Origin of the sequence: Oleomonas cavernae (genome assembly GCF_003590945.1) — a bacterium.
GTDB classification, from domain to species: Bacteria; Pseudomonadota; Alphaproteobacteria; order Zavarziniales; family Zavarziniaceae; genus Zavarzinia; species Zavarzinia cavernae.
Map to the genome: position 1 here is coordinate 693,346 of NZ_QYUK01000011.1, position 16,476 is coordinate 709,821.

Sequence of the window (16,476 nt, forward strand, 5' to 3'; positions counted from 1 at the left end):
ATGACACGGCGCCTGATCTCGTCTGGTTCGACTTTCGAGGCCCAGATCGGCTATTCCCGCGCGGTGGTCCAGGGCGACTGGGTCTTCGTCTCCGGCACCACCGGCTTCGACTATGCGACCATGACCATCGGTGACGATGTCGCCATCCAGTGCGAACAGGTGATGCGCAACATCGATGCCGCGCTGAAGGAGGCGGGGGCCACTATGGCCGATGTGGTCCGCGTCCACTACTACTTGCCCGACCCGCAGGATTTTCCCGCCTGCTGGCCGATCCTGCAACGCTGGTTCGGCACCGTCCGCCCCGCCGCGACCATGCTGGCCACCGGCCTCGCCGATCCCCGCATGAAGATCGAGATCGAGGTTACGGCCCTGAAGGCGAGCTGATCCCCGCCGGCAACGCCGCCAGGGCTACGCCGCCGCCTGCGCGCGCGACCCTCTCGGGATGGAGATTGTCCAGCATGTCCGCCAGTTTCGCGCGCAAGGCGGTCACCTGGGCCAGATGGGCGTCGACCTCGGCCAGCTTCTGGCGCAGCAGGGCCCTGGCGTCGGTGCAACTGGGCAAGGCGCTGCCACCCCGGCCGCTGGCCTTGATCTCGGCCAACGAAAAGCCCAGCGCCTGAGCCTGGGTCAGGAACAGAAGCAACTCGACCATCGACTCCGGGTAGTCGCGATAGCCGTTGGCCGCGCGGGCGGCCGGCGCGATCACGCCGTGGGCCTCGTAGAAGCGGATGCGCGAGGTGGAAAGCCCCGTCGCCTTGGCTAGGTCGCCGATCTTCATTACCGCTTGACCTTAAACTTAGGTTGAAGGTGTAGAAGCATCCATCGATCGGTTCCCGAGGTCAATCGCCAATGTCCGCCACCGCTGCTCCCGACCTGTTTTCACCCCTTGCCCTGCCCAATGGCGCCGTCATTCCCAATCGCCTGTGCAAGGCGGCGATGGAGGAAAACATGGCCGACGAAGGCCAGGTGCCCGGTCCCGCCCTGGTCCGTCTCTACGAGCGGTGGGCGCGGGGCGGGGCGGGCCTGATCCTGACCGGCAATGTCATGATCGATGCCCGCGCCTTGACCGGCCCGGGCGGCCTGGTGCTGGAGGACGACCATGCGATCGGCCAGTTCCAGACCTGGGCCCGGGCCGCGCGACTGGGCGGCGCGCAGGTCTGGATGCAGATCAATCATCCCGGCCGGCAACTGGCCGTCGCCATGGGCCAGGAGGCGGTGGCGCCCTCGGCCGTGCCCGTCGATCTGGGCCGTTTCTCCAAGATGTTCGCCCAGCCGCGGGCCCTGACCCCGGCCGAGATCGCCGAGGTGGTCGAACGCTTCGCCAACACGGCCGCCCTGGCCGAGCGTGCGGGCTTCACCGGCGTGCAGATCCATGCCGCCCACGGCTATCTGGTCAGCCAGTTCCTCTCGCCGCTGACCAACCGGCGCAGCGACCTGTGGGGCGGCAGCCTGGAGAATCGGGCGCGGCTGCTGCTGGATATCGTGCGGGCGGTGCGGGCGCGGGTCGCGCCCGGCTTCTGCGTCTCGGTGAAATTGAACTCCGCCGATTTCCAGCGTGGCGGCTTCGAGGCGGCGGATGCGGCGCAGGTGGTCGAATGGCTGAACGGCATGGCCGTCGATCTGGTCGAACTGTCGGGCGGCTCCTACGAAAGCCCGGCCATGCAGGGCGCGCCCCAGCACGGCAGCACCGGCGCCCGCGAGGCCTATTTCATCGATTTCGCCCGCGACATCGCCGCGATCGCGGCCATGCCGATCATGGTCACCGGCGGCGTGCGCCGCCGTTCGGTGGCACAGGAAGCTCTGTCCACCAAAGGCAACCTGGCCGGCGTCGCCATGCTGGGCCTGGCCCGGGCCATGGCCTTCGAACCCGACCTGCCCAACAAGTGGCGCGACGGCGCGGCGCTCGATGTCACCCTGCCGGAGGTCGGCTGGCGCAACAAGTCGTTGAGCGGCCTGGCAGTCATGGCGATCGCCAAGGCGCAATTGTATCGCCTGGGCCGTGGCCGCGCGCCCAGCACCCGCCTCTCGCCCCTGCTGACCCTGATCGGGGATCAATGGCGCACCCGCAAGCGCGCCGCCCGCTATCGCGCCTGGATGCAGGCACGGGCCTGAAAACCCCGGCCATTCCTTGAACCGGACCCCGCCCTCGTGTATGGGAGGGGGCTTCGGGGCGTAGCTCAGCCTGGTAGAGCGCTTGCTTTGGGAGCAAGAAGTCGCAAGTTCGAATCTTGTCGCCCCGACCAATTAACCTGGAAGCCTCTCTCCCGATCCTCACCCCGTCACGGGGAGCCCGGCAGGAACTCTTGCGCTAAGGGGGCATGGGAGGGCACCTTTCCAATCACCGGCCTGGTATCGGGAAGGTCAGTCTGGTCGGGAGGTGTGCCGGCGAAGTAGGGCCGAGAATGCCTTCAAACCCTGGCGGTCGAGAGCATCCACGAACGCTTCAACCGATGGCGTGGTCTTGCGTAAATTGTGTCGGGCATTGCCGACGCTGGAAATCAGTGCGTCGGGAGAGGTGGCATAGAGACCGCTCAGGAAGCTGTCCGGCGACACGCTGGTTATGCCGTAAGGGAGGAGGTCTTTGGCCGGGAGATCCTTGAGGTTCAGCGTAACGATGACGGAGGCCTTTCCTGCGATGGCCGCCGCAAGCACATGCCGATCGTCTGGATCGGGCAGGTGGAGGTCCGCGATCAGGGGCCGATAGTCCGCTACATCGGCCTCGGGCAGGGCCGCTTTCATCCGGTCGCGGGTCGCTTCCAGGCGGGCGATGGGCGTTGCAGGCGCATTGGCGGCGAGGTTGCGAATCCATTCGGCATGAATGTCGTCAGTCCACCGGGCGGCGACCAAACCGTCGAAGGCGCATTGAATGAGGACGTTTCGCAGATGGAACGGGTAGAGCACGCAGGCATCATAGACCGCGACGGGCGGTTCATAGGCCATGGTGCTGAATGAGATCCTCTGTGTCCTCGGCCAGCGCGTCGATCGCCACCTGCCGGGTGTCGAGCTCGGCCTTCAGCGCCAGCACGTCCCGGAGGAGGGAGCGGCGGTGCTTGCCGACATAGCGGAACGGCAGGTCGCCTCGATCCATGCGCAAGACAACGAGCGGCCGCGAGATGCCCAGAATGGCGGATGCTTCGGTCGGGCTGAGTTCCTGATCCTCGGCCAGCACGGCGACGCGCTCGCCGCGCAGCATATGGGCCAGGAGCGCCTCGACCGCTGCGGTGGCGGAAGGCGGAATCAAGAGCGTCTGTTCCTTGCCGCCTTCGCCTCGGACATGCAGTTCCAGCCGGTCCCCGGCCGCCAGTTTCGGCAGTGGGGAGGCGGCCTTGCGGTCACGATCCGACAATCCGGCGAAGTGGATGATCTGGCTGGCCATGGCGATGCCTCCTTGGTCAGCAAGCTTAGTGTGAGTGGCCCACAACTGCAATAACTGAAAATCCACAGCCCGTAGCGAATGATATGTTCGGCTTATGTAGCAGACGATTTGTCTGGTTTTTTGGAGCGGTTTGGCGCCATCGGCGCGCCCAGGCCTACCGCTCATGGAGCAGTGCTGTCCTCATGGCGCAGGAGGGTTTCGTAATCCTGTCCGCCGTAGAAAACGCGGGTGATGACGATCGCCTCCTCCGTCACCCGGTAGGCAACCACCACCCGGCCGAACATGGGATAGGTGCGAATGCCGGCGCTGAGATCGTTACGGGCGGGACCCAGATGCGGATGGGTGCACAGGGTGCGGCAGCGCTGCCGGATATCCTGGACGAAGCTCAGGGCCCGCCGCGGGTTGTCCGGTTCGATAAGGTCGTAGATGCCATCGAGATCACCAAGCGCGGCCGATCGGTAGACAAGCCTACGCATGCTTCCCTTGTGCGCTCAGCGATTGGGCGAGCCGTTCCTCGAAATGGCGGTCAACCTCTTCCTCCGTCAATGACGGGCGGGGGTCGGCGTCCGCCTCGGCGATTTTCGCGCGAATGGCAGCCAGGCGCTGCACCCGGGTTTGCTCCTGTTCCTGCCAGGCCCGCATGGCCTCGCGGATGACCTCGCTGTTCGAGGCATACCGGCCCTCTTCGACCTGCGTGCGGATCAAGCGCGCCATCTCGGCCGGCAGGGTGATGCTCAATCGTTCGACATGCCGCATGGGGAACCTCCAGGGCCACACAATAGCATTAAGTATTACTTCATGCCATCGGGGGGATGCGGAGCCGGCTTAAAGCCCCTTTGTCGCGCAGCCAGGCGGTGATCAGCGCGCGGTGGCGTTCGCCGCCGTAGCTGGCGAAATGGCCGCCGTGAACCAGGCGCACGGGCAGTTCCAGCAGGCGGCGCATGCTGGCGATGTAATCACCTGGGTTCGCATGATAGGTGTCTTCGACCAGCGGGCCGTCATAGACGATATCGCCTGAAAACAGGATGCCGCTCGCGGCCTCGAACAGGGCGATGCCGCCCGGCGAATGGCCGGGCGTGTGAATCACCGTGAAGTGGCGGTCGCCCAGGTCGATCACGTCGCCGTCCTCGATCAGGCGCGGGGCGACGACGCCGGTGACGCGGTATTCCCGGCTCTCGTAAGGGGCGGGCGGCAGCCTGGTGAAGATGTCGTCGGTCACGTAGAGGTCGGCCAGCGTGCCGGCGCGGCTGGGCCGCATCAGCAGCTCGGCTTCGGCGGCGTGGACCAGGCAGCAGTCGAATTCGTGATGGGCGCCGATATGGTCGAAATGGGTGTGGCTGGCCACCGCCAGGCACGGCTTCTCGCTGACCAGGGGGACATGGGCGCGCAGGCTGACCACGCCCATGCCGGAATCGACCAGCAGGTCGCGGTCGCGGCCGCGCACATGCCAGATGTTGCAACGGTAGAATTCCTTGATGAACGGCTCGCCGATATGGGTGACGTCGTCGCCCATGCGCCGTGTCTCGTACCATTGTCCGGCCGCTACCCGTTCCATGCCGTCCTCTGCGCCCCGGGCAATGCCGGTCCTTCGGCATCCGGGCGAGATCGCCCCGCCGGGAACCTGCCCGCGGACTTCTTCGTTTATACAGCATGTCCTCTATTCGAGGAGAAGGACGATGAGAAACCTTATCGGCATTTGCGCGGCCGGCCTTCTGGCCGTGAGCGTGGCCGGCTGCGGCTCGTCGCCAACCGATCGTGCGATCAGCGGCGGCCTCATTGGCGCCGGCCTCGGCGCGGGCACGGCAGCGGTGACCGGCGGCAGCATCGGCACGGGTGTCTTGATCGGCGGCCTCGGCGGCGCCGTTATTGGTGGTGTTACCTCCGACCGCGATATCGACGCGGGCCGGCCGGTCTGGAAGCGCTAGGCGCAGCCGCTCGGGCGCCGGAAGGGCGCGACGATGGCCGCGTCTTGCGACAACCCTGGCGGCTGCCTTCATCTGGTCATGAGGCGGCCGCCTTGGCAGCCTGCTCGTCGGCGTGGCGCTGGATCATGGCGCCGGCCGCCATCATGGCCTTACCGATGAATTCGTTGGCGTTGCTCATGGTCCAGTCGTAGGACGCCTGGCGGCTCGCATTGGCGTGCTTGAAGACGGGGGCCACATGCTCGGCCCACAGCGCGTAGGATTTGATCGTGTGGTCGAAGCTCGCCCAGTTGTGGGCCAGTTGCAGGAAGGCGCCGAAATGGCCCTGCTTGGCCTGGAGGCGATGGATCTGGGCGATGGCATCGTCGGGCGTGCCGATCACCGCCTGGCCGGTGGCGATCATGGCATCGATCGGGTCCATGCCCTCGGGCGTGCGGGGGCTGAGCGGGTTCAGCCGGGCGAAATATTCCAGCCACTTGTGCAGGCCCCATTGAACATTCGCCCGTGCCTGTTCGCGCGTCGGGGCAATATGGACCGGGCCGACCAGGCGCAGGCCGTTGCGGTCCATGGTGCGGCCATCCTCCTGCGCGATCTGGCAGGCGATCTGCCAGTTGGTCGCCAGGGCGTCGAAGCCGTCGGCCGCGGTCGCTGCCACGCATAGCATCCCAAAGCCGTATTTGCCGGCGGCCCGCCCGCCCGACGGGCTGACCGCGCTGGCCACCGCCATTTCCGGGTGCGGCCTGGTATAGGGCAGCAGGTGGGTGCGGGCGTTGACCAGGTTGAACCAGTCGCTCTGCTCGGTCACCACCTCGCCCCTGAACAGGCGCAGGATGACGGCAAGCCCTTCCATCATCCGGTCGCGCTGGGTCATGGGATCGATGCCCAGCATCATGGCATCCGACGGCAGCAGGCCCGGCCCGACGCCGAACATGACCCGGCCCCGGGTCATGTGGTCGAGCTGGATGATGCGGTTCGCGGTCATCAGCGGGTTGTGATAGGGCAGGGAGACCACCCCGGTGCCAAGGCGGATGCGCCTGGTGCGCTCGGCCGCGGCGGCGATGAACAGTTCGGGGCTGGCGATGATCTCGAAGCCGGCCGAATGATGCTCGCCGATCCAGGCCTCTTCATAGCCCAGGCGGTCCAGGTGCTCGATCAGTTCAAGGTCGCGGTGCAGGGCCTCGGTCGGATCCTGGTCCAGCGCGTGGAACGGGGCCAGGAAGATGCCGTTGCGCATCGGGGGCAAAGGCTGCTCGGCAGGCGCGCTCATTTCTTTTCCTTCTTATGATCGGCGGCGGCCCAGTCTGACAGACTGTCATTTTGAAGGAAAGGTTTCGCTTTACCCCTGGGTAGGAGATTTGATCAGGAAGCCGATCACGATCAGCGCCACCAGGATGCCGATGCCGGTCCACAGGCCGCTGTCGCCGGCCTTCCGGGCCAGGACGACGGGCAGGCGGCGCGACGGGCCTTCGAGGCGGCCCTGGCGCTTGGCGATCCAGGCGCCGACGGCGGCTGCGCCGAGGACGCCTAAGGAAACCAGCGCGGCGATGATGACGATGCGTCCCATGGCTCAGCCCTCCTCGTCGTCGGCCTCGACGGCTTCCCCCACCTCGATCAGCCGGGCGGTTTCGACCGCGTCGAGACCCTGGACCTGCCGCAGCCGCCGGTCGATGGCGCGCTTGCGCACGGCGACCTTGTCGATCTGCTCGCTGGCCTCGTTCAGTTTGCGCTGAACCTTGTCCAGGACCTCGCCGTATTTGGCGAATTCCGTCTTCACCGCGCCCAGCAGCAGCCAGACCTCGCTCGAGCGTTTTTCGATCGCCAGCGTCCGGAAACCCATCTGCAGGCTGTTGAGCAGGGCGGCCAGGGTGGTCGGCCCGGCCGGCACCACCCGGTATTCCCGCTGCAGCACGTCGATCAGGCCCGGCCGGCGCAGCGCCTCGGCATAAAGGCCTTCGGTCGGCAGGAACATCACCGCGAAATCGGTCGTGCGCGGCGGGTTCAGGTATTTGTCGCGGATATCCCTGGCAAAGCCCTTGAGGCGGATCTCCAGCGCCTTGCCTGCGGCCTCCACGCCTTCGACATCGGCGCGGTCGGCGGCCTCCACCAGGCGCTCGTAATCCTCGCGCGGGAACTTGGCGTCGATCGGCAGCCAGACTTCCTCGCCCACGTCGTGGCCGGGCAGGCGGATGACGAATTCCACCCGCTCGGCGCGGCCCTCGATGGTGGCGACATTGGCCAGGTACTGGTCGGCGGTCATGATCTGGGCCAGCAGGGCGTCCAGTTGCATTTCGCCCCAGGTGCCGCGGGATTTGACGTTGGTCAGCACGCGCTTCAGGTCGCCCACCCCGGCCGCCAGGTTCTGCATCTCGCCCAGGCCGCGATGGACCTGTTCCAGCCGGTCGGACACCAGCTTGAAGGATTCGCCCAGGCGCTGTTCCAGGGTGCCTTGCAGGCGCTCGTCCACGGTGCGGCGCATCTCTTCCAGTTTCACCGCGGAATCGGCGGCAAGCTGCGCAAAGCGGCTGTCCAGCCCTTGCGCCAGGCCGTCCAGCCGGGCCGACAGGGTATCGCCGAAGCCCTTGAACCCGGCGCTGCCCTCCTGGCGGTTCAGCGACAGTTCCTCGCGCAGGGTGCGTTCCAGGCGCTCCTGCGCCCGTTCCATGCCCTCCAGCCGGGCGGCCAGGGCGGGGTCGGCGGCGTTACGCGGGCGCACCAGGGCGAAGACCCCGACAACGAGCGCGATCAGGGCGATGGCAATGATGAGGAGGTCGGTTGGCGACAGGGTAATCGGCATGCGACGATTGGCTACACGAGTTGAGCGGTCCCGGCAATCGACCATGCGCCCCATCAAATTGATCACCGGCAGCGAGATCCGGGCCCGGCCGCCACGGCAGGCCATGGCGATGCACCTGCAGGTCCTGCACTATTTCAGCCACGGCATCGCCGTCCATCCGGGCGACGTCGTCGTCGATGTGGGGGCCAATATCGGCATGTTCGCGCTGGAGGTCCTGCTGCGCACACAGGGCCGGGCCTCGCTCGTTTGCTGCGAACCCGCCCCGCCCTTGTTCAGGCGACTCGCCGACAACCTCAGGCGGAATTTCCCCGACGCGTCGGCAAAATGCCTGAAGGCCGCGATGGGGGACCGGGAGGGGGAGGTCGACTTCTTCTACCGGCCCCACAGCCCGTCGATGTCGTCCCTTGAGGTCATGCAGTTCAAGCCGGCGCAGATCAGGGGCACGCTGGACATCCTGTACGACCCTCAGGACAAGGGGGAGTTGACATATCTGGTGCCGCGGTGGGTTCGCTGGATTCCCCGGAAATTCATGCGCGCGATGCTCAGGGGCGCCGTCGGCCGCGAATATCTCAGGGGACGGAAGCTGCGCAGCCCCTTGACGACGCTGTCCGCCGTCATCGAACGCGAGGGGCTGCCCACCATCGATCTGCTGAAGATCGATGTCGAGGGGGCGGAGTGGCTGGTCCTGGCAGGGATCGAGGATCGCCATTGGCCGCTGATCCGCTCCGTCGTGGTCGAGGTTCATGATGTCGACGGCAGGCTGGGGCGGGTGCGCGAGGCCTTGGCCAACCGGGGCTTCTCGCGCATCACCGTCGACCAGGAAGAATTGCAGCGGCCCTTCGACGTCCACAATGTCTATGCCCTGCGCTGACGGGCCGCGTGTTGCCCGGTGGCCCGCATGAGGCGATCGGCTGCACCGCGCGGCGAGGGCGGGTGTTGACGCCGACGGGGGGTTCGGATCATGTTTCCGCACAAGGCGAAATGCGTTGCGGCGCGTCGAGGAGTGAGCGAGAGATGTTGGCCCGGATCTATCTGCCGACCAGGAACGCGATGCAGTCGGGCCGGGCGAACAGCCGCCGCTGGGTTCTGGAGTTCGAGCCGGCGGCGATCCGCCGGGTCGACCCGCTGATGGGCTGGACCGGCACCACCGACATGAACGGCGAAGTGGTGATGCGCTTCGAGGACAAGGAAGCGGCCATCGCCTATTGCGACCGCAACCGCATCCCCTTCGAGGTGCAGGAGCCCAAGGCCGTCACCCCGAAGATCAAGACCTACGCCGACAATTTCAGCTTCACGCGCATTCGCTGACCGCCACGGCCCCGTAGCTCAGCCGGATAGAGCACCCGCCTTCTAAGCGGGATGTCGCAGGTTCGAGTCCTGCCGGGGTCGCCATGTTTTCAACGGGTTAGGGAAGCGGGCGAGGGGCGGGAAAGCGGAAATCTACGGTATATCTACGGAAACTAGAGTTGCTTGCCGCGATGCAGGCCACCGGCGAGTTTGCCCCCGAGACCGCGGCCGCCTGGGCACGCTCGTTTGATTTCCCTTTGAATTTCACTTGGCGAAATCAACGTTTGATCGGGCCGGATCGTCGAAATTGACGCCAGCGAGGCGGGCGCGGATATTCTCACGGCGGGGGCCGGCGACGGGCCGGGTTGTGCCAACGGATCGTCCGTGGCGGTCTGCGCCTTCCCATTTCGGGCGTCGCCGGCCTCTTCGATTTCTGCCCGGCCTTGAGATCATCCCACTTCAGCCGCCGGATCGCGCTTGGCGCCATGGCCGAACCGCCAGCCGTCAGCCGTCGAGGGCATCGACCCAGCATTGACGCCACTAGCCGGCAGGGGGAACAATCCTGGCGGGCAATGATGGGGGCGGTAATGAGGTTTGGTTTTGTGGCCGTGATGGTGGCCGGATTGGCTGGCTGCGCCGGCTCAGAAATGCACGCAACCGTCATGGAGCGATCCGGCGACGTCCATGTTTTCGAGGCGGACCGCCCTGACCACGACTACAAGTTCTACATCAAGAACGTCGCGGACATAGGATTCGACGGCGACAATGCTGCGGACCGCAAGGTGCTGATCGACAAATATCTGGCGGGTGAATGCCGCTCGACGAAGATCGTGCAGGAAACCTACCTTTCTCTTGGAAAATGGGCGACCGAATCACCTAAGGGGCAGTGGATCGTTCGTGTCAGGTGCGAGCGGTGATCATGGTGAGATGGCCATCCCGATCCGGCTCGCATGGCCGTCGCCTTGGATCACACCCTTGGCAGGCAGAACCGCACACCCGATCGGCGCCGCGTGGAAGGCCGTCACTGCCGCGAACTGCAATCGGTTGCAAACAAAAAGGACGCCTGGAAGCGGCCTATTGAACGACTTGAGTAGTAGGTGAATGTCGCTCGAAGAAGTCCCGGATGTTCGGGTTCGAGTATGCCAGGACGTATATCACGACCACCGCAAGGCCGATCACCGCGCCGGCCATGGCATTGACGCCTACGGTACGCCAGAAGCCACCTTGACGCTTCACCTCTTGAACAATGGCCTCGCCGCGGGCTTCTTGCTTGATACTCTCGGTATTCTGCTCAAGCAATCGGTCCGCAAACTGGAATAGAGTCTCACGGGCTCGGTCCCGAAACATTGAAATCTGCATGTCCGTGTAGCTCTGAACATGCTCATCGACTTGCTGCGGAGAGGGATATAAGGAATTTCGCTCGAGCCGGTCCGTAATCCAGGCGCGCTTGTTTTGCTTGTAAAGGGCGTAAGCAACGAGCCCGGTTAAGTCTGTATCATCGCCATCGGTCAACCGTTCGTACATTCGGTTGTATGGGGGATCGGTATCCCCCATTTATTTTCTCGACGAGGCCAGCACTTCGCCCGCACTCTTAACCGCTGCGTCGAAGTGCTCCCTGTTTACAATTACGTAGCGCGAACCGTCAGGCATCCGCCGCTCAACGACCGTCGGCTGCGACTTAGCCGAAGTCACGACCGTGGTTTCCTTGTGGCGCGTTGACACGGTGCCGTGGGTAACGGTGGTGGTTGGCTTCGTGGTCATGTTGAGTCTTTCTGTCTAAGCATATGTTGTGGCAACCACACGCTAAGTCCAGCGCTTAGTGTATAGCACAGTGATATACGTTGTATGTCAGGTGCGAACGCATCGCTGACGCATACCGTCAACGCGTTGACGACATCATGAACGCAGCGGATCGCGTCCTCAGAAGGACCGACCGGCTCAGCCGAGGTTTGCGCGAGAATCTGTGATCCGCGGCTGCTGTTGCTCTGCCCACTCTCTAGGCGGCGAGAATGTTCCGGACTTAGGTGTTGGCGCCAGCCAACCCATCCAGATAATCCCCCCAAGCCTGCATCACCTTCCCGCGCTGGTCACTGCCGACCCTTTGATTTTCACGAAATCAAACGGCATCCCATTGTGACACTTTCAGGCACGAGCCCCCGAAGCGTCGCGAGTGTCGCAGCCCCGCTTCCTTCACCCCGGCAGTTCGCACCCCATTGCGAAATCGATCGCCGGTGGTCATGCCCAGCCAGGGGGCGGCTTGCGCGTCGGTTCGCACCAGGTTCGCAGGCGGTTCGGCTGCGGCCCTTGGTTTTTCCACCGTTCGGGCTTTCTGGTCGAAATTTCCTACCGCAGAAAAAAATGTGTGGATGCTGGAGACGCGGGTTCAGATGCCGATCGCGAAATTGAGACCGATCCGCCCCCCCGGGGTGCTGGCCCCGTTGCCGGCACGATAGTTCGGGGCGCGAACCTTTTTGTACGGGTTATGCGCAAGTCGGTTGGGACGCGGGTACGTAGGCAAAGCCGATCTTGGGCCTACCTGCCCCCCGTCATCCTACGCGGTACCAGGCGGCGGGATCGGGCACCGAGTCAAGCATCGGGACATGCTGGGTGTAGGTCTCGCCGGCCGGGCCGTAGCCGAACAGCAGCGCCCCGTTTCCATCGTCATCCGGCACTCGTTCGATTTGTTCGATCACCGGCCCATGAAGCCCGGCGTCGCTTGGTGCTGCAAGGCCTACGCGCATCGAGGCCAGCGCCTCGACCAGCACCGCATCGAAATGGTCCACCACGGTGACGCGATCGGCTTCCGAGGCGCCGTCACGCTTGAGCCTGGCGACGAGCGAAGCCAGGGCATCGCGCGCGGTTCGGGCGATGCGGTCAGCCGCGAATTTCGATTTCGGGCTCATGCCTTCCCGCCCTTCGCGGAGAGGTGCCACAGCGAGGCGGACATGCCGGGCACGACGCCCTCGGGAACGTCAGCCAACGCGGTCCACATGCTGCCCTGGTGCGTGACTACGCTGCCCCGCTTGTAGGGTGAGGCGCGTTGGTAGGTCCCGAGATATTTTACGCCGCCTTGTTCGACGAGATCGAGCCTGGCCCGGATCGCGTCGATCTGCTTGGCGAAGCCGTCGAATGACCGATCGACGTAGCCCTTGATCGCGTCAAAGCCCTGGTCGAATGCCTCTTGCAGGTCCATCGTCATCGCGTTGCCCCTTCATGCTTGCCGGCGAGCTTCTCTGCCACGCGGGTCGGCGATATGTCTTCCAGGGCAGCCAACCGCGCCCGGATCGCGGTCAGCGCGGCCCCGATCTGGTCGGCCGTGTCCGACAGGATGCCCAGGTCCACCGGCAGCCTCGCTGCCTCCGCGCCGATCTTGGATCGTGTAGTTTCGGTCGTCATCGTCCTGCCCCCTCAGCTCACCAGCTCGTCGCCCCAGGCGACGGCGGTCAGTTCGGCGATGGCGTTCGATCGCGTCCGGGCGGCGCAGAAGGGCAGCAGGGCGCGCACGGCAACCGAATTGGTCTGGAACATCGAGACCATGGCCGCGGCACCGACCACGGGGTTGTCGGCCATTTGGACGTCGGCGTTTCGGCTGGAGTCGATTTCGACGGGCAGGATCGAGCCGGCGATAGCCTTGGCGTCGACCAGGCGCAGGATGCCCGGGGGAACAGCGACGCTCGAAACCAGGGGGCAGTTCAGCAACTCGCCACCGTCCGGCGCGACGTTGAGGCCGATTTCGGACAGCGTCGAAATCCTGCGCACCACGTCCGGCGCGCCGACCCAGATCGGGCTTGAGCCGCCGGCGATGCCTACCTGGTCCAGCAGCCAGCGGAGTTCACGCCGCCAGCCGGGTTCGTCGATCGCGGTCGAGGGGGTCGAGGGGGTCGCGCTGTCGATCGTCAGGCCGAAAAAGGCATCATCCGCAGCGAGAGCGACAGCCGCCTTCAATTCGCTGGAAAGCAAGTTCGAGGCGCCGGCGGAAATATCGAGGGCCAATTCCTCGGAAACGACCAGGATCACGCCGGCAGTCGTCGGCACCAGGGCATTTCGATCGATCCCCAGTTTCGAGACGGGGATCGGCAAGCCGTTGCCTGCGATGCCGGCCGTGAGGGTCGACGCCACGATGCCGACCGCCTGGCGGGGCGCGACTTTGTGCATCCCGGATCCGGCGATACGGGCCAGGGCGCTTTGTTCCTGAATCGATCCGATCCAGGCGGCGCTGGCCAAGTGCCATTCGGCGTCATCGGCGAGCTGCGCCCCAACGGCCGACTTGGCGAGGATGCGGCCGGCGCGGGGAGATACGCGGGTGCCTTCTGCAAGCGCGTGCGCTGTGGTGAACGATGCGGCGCCGGCCGCGATCATCTTGACGATTTGGCCGAAATCACCGGCTGGGGATTGTTCCATAGTGCTGGTCTCCTGTTGCGGGTCGACATTGCCCGGCGAAACGCGAGTGAGAAATTACCACCTCTCGCGTTTCACTCGCGGCGTGCGCGACGGGAGAGGTAATGGCGCAGGGCGGCGGTGTCGATTTCCCATCGGCCTCGGTTCCGTCGGCCTAGCGATTTGTTTCTTGCCAACCAGCGAACGGTGTCGGCCGGCAGGTCGAACCTTTCAGCGGCGGCGCGCGCGTCGATCCAGATTGCGGCGGCGCCTTCCTCGGTGTCGCGCGGCTCGCCACAGGGCAGCCCGTCCACCGGCAAGGCCAGGACCAGCCGGCGCAGCTCGTCCAGCGCGGCGAGAAGATCGGCACGAGTGACAGGCAGGGTCATCGCCCGGGCCGCGCAAACTCTCCGGCGCCGGCATCCGGTCCGACACCACCGGCCGCGCCGCCACATGCCTCTGAGGACACTGCATAAGCCATGGCCTGGCCCCAATTGGCCGGCTTCGTGCCGTCCTCGGTTCCAAGGCCCGGGGGCAGATGATCAAGCGCTCCCGACCGCACCGCGACGACGGCCGCGGGCAGATCGCGTTCAGACAGATGGATCACCGCCAGCCTTTGCGCATCGGTGACCCCTTCAAGCGCCACCAGGCGGGCAAACACCGCGGCGCGCCGACATGCCAGTGCTGCCCAGGGCTCCAGCGCTTCGAGGTTTCTGACAAGATCTAAAGCCTGCGAAAAGCCGATGTGCCGCGAATGGTAGACGAAGGCCTTGCAGGTCTCGACCTCTTCCAGGGTCGGCGCCTTCTCCCCCAAAGCCTCGACAAGCTGCCGCTGCAAGTCTCGGATCCGATCGCGCTCTTGCGCCTCGGCCAATAGGCGCTGCCGTTCGCGGTCGGCTTGCGCATTGATCGCATCTCGGATTTTCCGCAGCTCGTACCAGTCGGTGAGCCGGCGGGCGCTCAAGCGATCGGCAACCTCGACCACCTCGGCTATTGAGGGAGGAAACTTCACGGTTCGGCGGATCTCGTGAACGGTGTCGTAGACGACACGCGATGGATACCGCTCGAATTCCTCGGCCAGGGCCGCCAGGTAACCTTTGACGTTTTCAGGGCCGCGCTGCGGATAGGCCGCAAGCAGGTGTGTGGCCGCCACCAGGGCATATTTCGGGTGGCAGACCTTTCTTGCTTCGTCGACCTCGGCCAGCGCCGCCTCGACCATCTCTTGGGGTGGCAGCGTGGTCTCATTGTCGAGGTAGCGACCGAAGATCCGGCGCAGCTTGTCGGTCGTCGGTGTCGGCACTATCGGCGGCGCCGGTAGCCGGCCGCTGCCTTCCCGCCGGGCGTCAAGATTGGCCACAACGGCCGGGGCCTGTCGAGTCATGAACCATTCCTTTCGCGGTCGTCGAGATCGGCAAAGAGCTCGCGGGCGGCGTCCATGACGCGGCTGCCGGTGGCATGGGCGAGGCGGGCTGGGGAAGAGGGGGGCATGTTTTGATCGCGCCAATGGCCGTCGCGGAGCCAATTTGCCGGGGCTTTGATAAATTGCGGTTCGCGGTCGGCCACCGCCTGGCCATAGGCCTTGGCGGCATCGATCAGGATAGGGACAGTCGCCGCCTTGGACCGGATCAATTTCCAGAATTCGCGCTTGGCCCCTTCCTCGCCCGATTGGTTCGGGTAGGAGCTCCAGAATGCCAGGAAGGCATCATCAGACTTCGAGGGTGACGGCTCGATGATTTCAGCAGCCGGTTCGTAGATATCTCTACTAGGGGATTTAGATAGGTGACTTTGGGTGGCGCCAGCGCCACCTTTGAAGGTGGCGTGTACGCCACCTTTGGCACCTTCAAAGGTGGTCTGTACGTCACCTTTGGACCCCTCAAAGGTGGCGCTGGCGCCACTATTGGGATCGTCCAAAGGTGGCGCTGGCGCCACTATTGAGACGGCTTCGTCCGCACCGTAAAAGTCGGTTTTGTCGCCGCCCTTTTTCCAGTTTGGGTGGTATTGCGTTCCACCCCCATGGCCTCTTTTAGTGACCTTGGCGAACCACTGCCCTGCTTCGAGGGAATTGACCGATCGGATGACGTTTCGGCGGTTTGCGCCAGTCCAGGTGGCGAGTTGATCGAGACTAGGCCAGGCATAGCCGCGGGTCTCATTGACGTGGTCGACAATGGCGAACGCCACCCTGCGATCGAGGGCGCTCAAGGACCGATCGCACATGATGGCCCGCACATAGCGCAGCACGTCGACCAGGGTGGCCATCAGTCGTGGCCCCCGTGCCGGCTGGCCCCTTCCATTGCCAAGCCTTCTGCGACGGTCGAGGTTCGACCTTGATTGCCGCGCGGGTGGCGCTTATTCTTCGGGTCGATCTGCCAGCCAGCGCGATCAGCATCCCGAAACCCGCTCACCTTGCCCGAGGTGGCGGGTTTCTCATTGAGCGCCATGCGTTACGCGGCCTTGCCGTTACGGGCGGCGGCGGCACCATCGATGAAGGCGATCAGGTCGGCCACCCGCCAGCGGTTTGTGGCGGGGCCGATCTTCAGCGGGCGGGGCAGGCGGCCGGCATTGATGCCGCGCCACAGGCTCGACCGGTGGATGCCCCCCAGGATCTGGCAGGCGCCGGCTTCGTCGGTCAATTCAGGATGGATCATTATTGCCTCTCGCGTCGATTGGTGACGCGAGAAGGTTCAGGCAATCCGTCGACGATTTATTTCCGGCAGTTTCGG

The 16,476-nt window shown here is 65.0% G+C and carries 25 protein-coding genes and 2 tRNA genes; 8 read left to right on the forward strand and 19 right to left on the reverse strand.

Features of this window, described 5'->3' with window-relative positions:
* Complete coding sequence (locus tag D3874_RS06830) at positions 1 to 384, forward strand: RidA family protein (RefSeq protein WP_119782188.1); 384 nt, start codon at positions 1 to 3, stop codon at positions 382 to 384.
* On the opposite strand, the gene D3874_RS06835 is transcribed toward D3874_RS06830, so the two are convergent.
* Positions 362 to 778 carry a MerR family transcriptional regulator gene (locus D3874_RS06835; protein ID WP_119777413.1) on the reverse strand — a complete coding sequence of 139 codons (417 nt, stop codon included), beginning with the start codon at positions 776 to 778 and terminating at the stop codon, positions 362 to 364. The two genes, D3874_RS06830 and D3874_RS06835, sit on opposite strands and share 23 nt — an antisense overlap.
* Positions 779 to 849: 71 nt before the next feature.
* Between D3874_RS06835 and D3874_RS06840 the strand changes: the two genes are divergently transcribed.
* Together D3874_RS06840 and D3874_RS06845 are read left to right on the forward strand one after the other, a co-directional pair.
* A complete protein-coding gene (locus D3874_RS06840) occupies positions 850 to 2,112 on the forward strand; it encodes an NADH:flavin oxidoreductase/NADH oxidase family protein (protein WP_119777414.1) in 1,263 nt (420 codons plus the stop codon).
* A 54-nt stretch (positions 2,113 to 2,166) separates the two neighbouring features.
* Positions 2,167 to 2,243: transfer RNA gene (locus tag D3874_RS06845), tRNA-Pro, on the forward strand.
* A gap of 118 nt (positions 2,244 to 2,361) precedes the next feature.
* Here the strand turns inward: D3874_RS06845 and D3874_RS06850 are convergent.
* From D3874_RS06850 to D3874_RS06870, 5 genes are all read right to left on the reverse strand, one after another.
* Positions 2,362 to 2,940, reverse strand: a complete 579-nt coding sequence (locus D3874_RS06850; RefSeq protein ID WP_119777415.1) for a PIN domain-containing protein — start codon at positions 2,938 to 2,940, stop codon at positions 2,362 to 2,364.
* Positions 2,930 to 3,376, reverse strand: a complete 447-nt coding sequence (locus D3874_RS06855) for a MerR family transcriptional regulator (protein WP_119777416.1) — start codon at positions 3,374 to 3,376, stop codon at positions 2,930 to 2,932. The genes D3874_RS06850 and D3874_RS06855 overlap by 11 nt, the downstream gene beginning before the upstream one ends.
* 161 nt (positions 3,377 to 3,537) lie before the next feature.
* On the reverse strand, positions 3,538 to 3,852 hold the full coding sequence (locus tag D3874_RS06860; RefSeq protein ID WP_119777417.1) for a type II toxin-antitoxin system RelE/ParE family toxin: 315 nt from the start codon (positions 3,850 to 3,852) through the stop codon (positions 3,538 to 3,540).
* Positions 3,845 to 4,132 carry a type II toxin-antitoxin system ParD family antitoxin gene (locus D3874_RS06865; RefSeq protein ID WP_119777418.1) on the reverse strand — a complete coding sequence of 96 codons (288 nt, stop codon included), beginning with the start codon at positions 4,130 to 4,132 and terminating at the stop codon, positions 3,845 to 3,847. The genes D3874_RS06860 and D3874_RS06865 overlap by 8 nt, the downstream gene beginning before the upstream one ends.
* 40 nt (positions 4,133 to 4,172) lie before the next feature.
* Entirely contained in the window at positions 4,173 to 4,931 is a 759-nt protein-coding gene (locus D3874_RS06870; RefSeq protein ID WP_119777419.1) for an MBL fold metallo-hydrolase, read from the reverse strand.
* A gap of 121 nt (positions 4,932 to 5,052) precedes the next feature.
* On the opposite strand from D3874_RS06870, the gene D3874_RS06875 reads away from it, so the two are divergent.
* Positions 5,053 to 5,301: a hypothetical protein gene (locus D3874_RS06875; RefSeq protein ID WP_119777420.1), complete on the forward strand. Its 249-nt coding sequence runs from the start codon at positions 5,053 to 5,055 to the stop codon at positions 5,299 to 5,301.
* 76 nt (positions 5,302 to 5,377) lie between these two features.
* Here D3874_RS06875 and D3874_RS06880 read toward each other — a convergent pair whose 3' ends face one another.
* The 3 genes from D3874_RS06880 to D3874_RS06890 form a co-directional block, all read right to left on the reverse strand.
* Positions 5,378 to 6,565: an LLM class flavin-dependent oxidoreductase gene (locus tag D3874_RS06880; RefSeq protein WP_199698970.1), complete on the reverse strand. Its 1,188-nt coding sequence runs from the start codon at positions 6,563 to 6,565 to the stop codon at positions 5,378 to 5,380.
* Between the two features lie 69 nt (positions 6,566 to 6,634).
* The gene (locus D3874_RS06885) at positions 6,635 to 6,862 is read right to left on the reverse strand and encodes a hypothetical protein (RefSeq protein ID WP_119777422.1); all 228 of its coding nucleotides are present in this window, start codon (positions 6,860 to 6,862) and stop codon (positions 6,635 to 6,637) included.
* A 3-nt stretch (positions 6,863 to 6,865) separates the two neighbouring features.
* The gene (locus D3874_RS06890) at positions 6,866 to 8,092 is read right to left on the reverse strand and encodes a DNA recombination protein RmuC (protein WP_119777423.1); all 1,227 of its coding nucleotides are present in this window, start codon (positions 8,090 to 8,092) and stop codon (positions 6,866 to 6,868) included.
* Positions 8,093 to 8,135: 43 nt separating this feature from the next.
* Between D3874_RS06890 and D3874_RS06895 the strand changes: the two genes are divergently transcribed.
* The 4 genes from D3874_RS06895 to D3874_RS06910 all read left to right on the forward strand — a co-directional run bounded on the left by D3874_RS06895 (position 8,136) and on the right by D3874_RS06910 (position 10,296).
* Positions 8,136 to 8,963, forward strand: a complete 828-nt coding sequence (locus D3874_RS06895; protein ID WP_158595873.1) for an FkbM family methyltransferase — start codon at positions 8,136 to 8,138, stop codon at positions 8,961 to 8,963.
* A 143-nt stretch (positions 8,964 to 9,106) separates the two neighbouring features.
* Positions 9,107 to 9,400 carry an ETC complex I subunit gene (locus D3874_RS06900; protein WP_119777425.1) on the forward strand — a complete coding sequence of 98 codons (294 nt, stop codon included), beginning with the start codon at positions 9,107 to 9,109 and terminating at the stop codon, positions 9,398 to 9,400.
* A 7-nt stretch (positions 9,401 to 9,407) separates the two neighbouring features.
* A tRNA-Arg gene (locus tag D3874_RS06905) sits at positions 9,408 to 9,484 on the forward strand.
* Positions 9,485 to 9,966: 482 nt separating this feature from the next.
* Positions 9,967 to 10,296 carry a hypothetical protein gene (locus D3874_RS06910; RefSeq protein WP_147385553.1) on the forward strand — a complete coding sequence of 110 codons (330 nt, stop codon included), beginning with the start codon at positions 9,967 to 9,969 and terminating at the stop codon, positions 10,294 to 10,296.
* 157 nt (positions 10,297 to 10,453) lie between these two features.
* On the opposite strand, the gene D3874_RS06915 is transcribed toward D3874_RS06910, so the two are convergent.
* The 10 genes from D3874_RS06915 to D3874_RS06955 all read right to left on the reverse strand — a co-directional run bounded on the left by D3874_RS06915 (position 10,454) and on the right by D3874_RS06955 (position 16,401).
* On the reverse strand, positions 10,454 to 10,933 hold the full coding sequence (locus D3874_RS06915; protein ID WP_147385554.1) for a hypothetical protein: 480 nt from the start codon (positions 10,931 to 10,933) through the stop codon (positions 10,454 to 10,456).
* Positions 10,934 to 11,140, reverse strand: a complete 207-nt coding sequence (locus D3874_RS27880) for a hypothetical protein (RefSeq protein ID WP_147385555.1) — start codon at positions 11,138 to 11,140, stop codon at positions 10,934 to 10,936.
* Between the two features lie 785 nt (positions 11,141 to 11,925).
* Entirely contained in the window at positions 11,926 to 12,282 is a 357-nt protein-coding gene (locus tag D3874_RS06920; RefSeq protein ID WP_119777428.1) for a hypothetical protein, read from the reverse strand.
* Positions 12,279 to 12,578, reverse strand: coding sequence for a hypothetical protein (locus tag D3874_RS06925; RefSeq protein ID WP_119777429.1), 300 nt, complete (start codon positions 12,576 to 12,578; stop codon positions 12,279 to 12,281). The genes D3874_RS06920 and D3874_RS06925 overlap by 4 nt, the downstream gene beginning before the upstream one ends.
* Positions 12,575 to 12,775 (reverse strand): hypothetical protein, encoded by a 201-nt coding sequence (locus tag D3874_RS06930; RefSeq protein WP_119777430.1) that lies wholly within the window; start codon positions 12,773 to 12,775, stop codon positions 12,575 to 12,577. The genes D3874_RS06925 and D3874_RS06930 overlap by 4 nt, the downstream gene beginning before the upstream one ends.
* Positions 12,776 to 12,787: 12 nt before the next feature.
* On the reverse strand, positions 12,788 to 13,780 hold the full coding sequence (locus D3874_RS06935) for a hypothetical protein (RefSeq protein ID WP_119777431.1): 993 nt from the start codon (positions 13,778 to 13,780) through the stop codon (positions 12,788 to 12,790).
* 71 nt (positions 13,781 to 13,851) lie between these two features.
* Complete coding sequence (locus D3874_RS06940) at positions 13,852 to 14,145, reverse strand: hypothetical protein (protein ID WP_119777432.1); 294 nt, start codon at positions 14,143 to 14,145, stop codon at positions 13,852 to 13,854.
* Positions 14,142 to 15,137 (reverse strand): hypothetical protein, encoded by a 996-nt coding sequence (locus D3874_RS06945; protein WP_147385556.1) that lies wholly within the window; start codon positions 15,135 to 15,137, stop codon positions 14,142 to 14,144. The genes D3874_RS06940 and D3874_RS06945 overlap by 4 nt, the downstream gene beginning before the upstream one ends.
* The gene (locus D3874_RS06950; RefSeq protein WP_119777434.1) at positions 15,134 to 16,012 is read right to left on the reverse strand and encodes a helix-turn-helix domain-containing protein; all 879 of its coding nucleotides are present in this window, start codon (positions 16,010 to 16,012) and stop codon (positions 15,134 to 15,136) included. Before D3874_RS06950 ends, D3874_RS06945 begins: the two co-directional genes overlap by 4 nt.
* Positions 16,013 to 16,197: 185 nt before the next feature.
* Entirely contained in the window at positions 16,198 to 16,401 is a 204-nt protein-coding gene (locus tag D3874_RS06955; protein WP_119777435.1) for a helix-turn-helix transcriptional regulator, read from the reverse strand.
* Between the last annotated feature and the right edge of the window lie 75 nt (positions 16,402 to 16,476).

Bases quoted from the DNA above. Each gene is read 5' to 3' on its own strand.
- D3874_RS06830 (WP_119782188.1), top strand. From the start codon at position 1: ATGACACGGCGCCTGATCTCGTCTGGTTCGACTTTCGAGGCCCAGATC.
- D3874_RS06860 (WP_119777417.1), bottom strand. From the start codon at position 3,852: ATGCGTAGGCTTGTCTACCGATCGGCCGCGCTTGGTGATCTCGATGGC.
- D3874_RS06930 (WP_119777430.1), bottom strand. From the start codon at position 12,775: ATGACGACCGAAACTACACGATCCAAGATCGGCGCGGAGGCAGCGAGG.
- D3874_RS06945 (WP_147385556.1), bottom strand. From the start codon at position 15,137: ATGACTCGACAGGCCCCGGCCGTTGTGGCCAATCTTGACGCCCGGCGG.
- D3874_RS06875 (WP_119777420.1), top strand. From the start codon at position 5,053: ATGAGAAACCTTATCGGCATTTGCGCGGCCGGCCTTCTGGCCGTGAGC.
- D3874_RS06935 (WP_119777431.1), bottom strand. From the start codon at position 13,780: ATGGAACAATCCCCAGCCGGTGATTTCGGCCAAATCGTCAAGATGATC.
- D3874_RS06850 (WP_119777415.1), bottom strand. From the start codon at position 2,940: ATGGCCTATGAACCGCCCGTCGCGGTCTATGATGCCTGCGTGCTCTAC.
- D3874_RS06900 (WP_119777425.1), top strand. From the start codon at position 9,107: ATGTTGGCCCGGATCTATCTGCCGACCAGGAACGCGATGCAGTCGGGC.
- D3874_RS06890 (WP_119777423.1), bottom strand. From the start codon at position 8,092: ATGCCGATTACCCTGTCGCCAACCGACCTCCTCATCATTGCCATCGCC.
- D3874_RS06865 (WP_119777418.1), bottom strand. From the start codon at position 4,132: ATGCGGCATGTCGAACGATTGAGCATCACCCTGCCGGCCGAGATGGCG.
- D3874_RS06870 (WP_119777419.1), bottom strand. From the start codon at position 4,931: ATGGAACGGGTAGCGGCCGGACAATGGTACGAGACACGGCGCATGGGC.
- D3874_RS06895 (WP_158595873.1), top strand. From the start codon at position 8,136: ATGCGCCCCATCAAATTGATCACCGGCAGCGAGATCCGGGCCCGGCCG.
- D3874_RS06880 (WP_199698970.1), bottom strand. From the start codon at position 6,565: ATGAGCGCGCCTGCCGAGCAGCCTTTGCCCCCGATGCGCAACGGCATC.
- D3874_RS06855 (WP_119777416.1), bottom strand. From the start codon at position 3,376: ATGGCCAGCCAGATCATCCACTTCGCCGGATTGTCGGATCGTGACCGC.
- D3874_RS06925 (WP_119777429.1), bottom strand. From the start codon at position 12,578: ATGACGATGGACCTGCAAGAGGCATTCGACCAGGGCTTTGACGCGATC.
- D3874_RS06835 (WP_119777413.1), bottom strand. From the start codon at position 778: ATGAAGATCGGCGACCTAGCCAAGGCGACGGGGCTTTCCACCTCGCGC.
- D3874_RS06885 (WP_119777422.1), bottom strand. From the start codon at position 6,862: ATGGGACGCATCGTCATCATCGCCGCGCTGGTTTCCTTAGGCGTCCTC.
- D3874_RS06915 (WP_147385554.1), bottom strand. From the start codon at position 10,933: ATGGGGGATACCGATCCCCCATACAACCGAATGTACGAACGGTTGACC.
- D3874_RS06840 (WP_119777414.1), top strand. From the start codon at position 850: ATGTCCGCCACCGCTGCTCCCGACCTGTTTTCACCCCTTGCCCTGCCC.
- D3874_RS06950 (WP_119777434.1), bottom strand. From the start codon at position 16,012: ATGGCCACCCTGGTCGACGTGCTGCGCTATGTGCGGGCCATCATGTGC.
- D3874_RS27880 (WP_147385555.1), bottom strand. From the start codon at position 11,140: ATGACCACGAAGCCAACCACCACCGTTACCCACGGCACCGTGTCAACG.
- D3874_RS06955 (WP_119777435.1), bottom strand. From the start codon at position 16,401: ATGATCCATCCTGAATTGACCGACGAAGCCGGCGCCTGCCAGATCCTG.
- D3874_RS06920 (WP_119777428.1), bottom strand. From the start codon at position 12,282: ATGAGCCCGAAATCGAAATTCGCGGCTGACCGCATCGCCCGAACCGCG.
- D3874_RS06910 (WP_147385553.1), top strand. From the start codon at position 9,967: ATGAGGTTTGGTTTTGTGGCCGTGATGGTGGCCGGATTGGCTGGCTGC.
- D3874_RS06940 (WP_119777432.1), bottom strand. From the start codon at position 14,145: ATGACCCTGCCTGTCACTCGTGCCGATCTTCTCGCCGCGCTGGACGAG.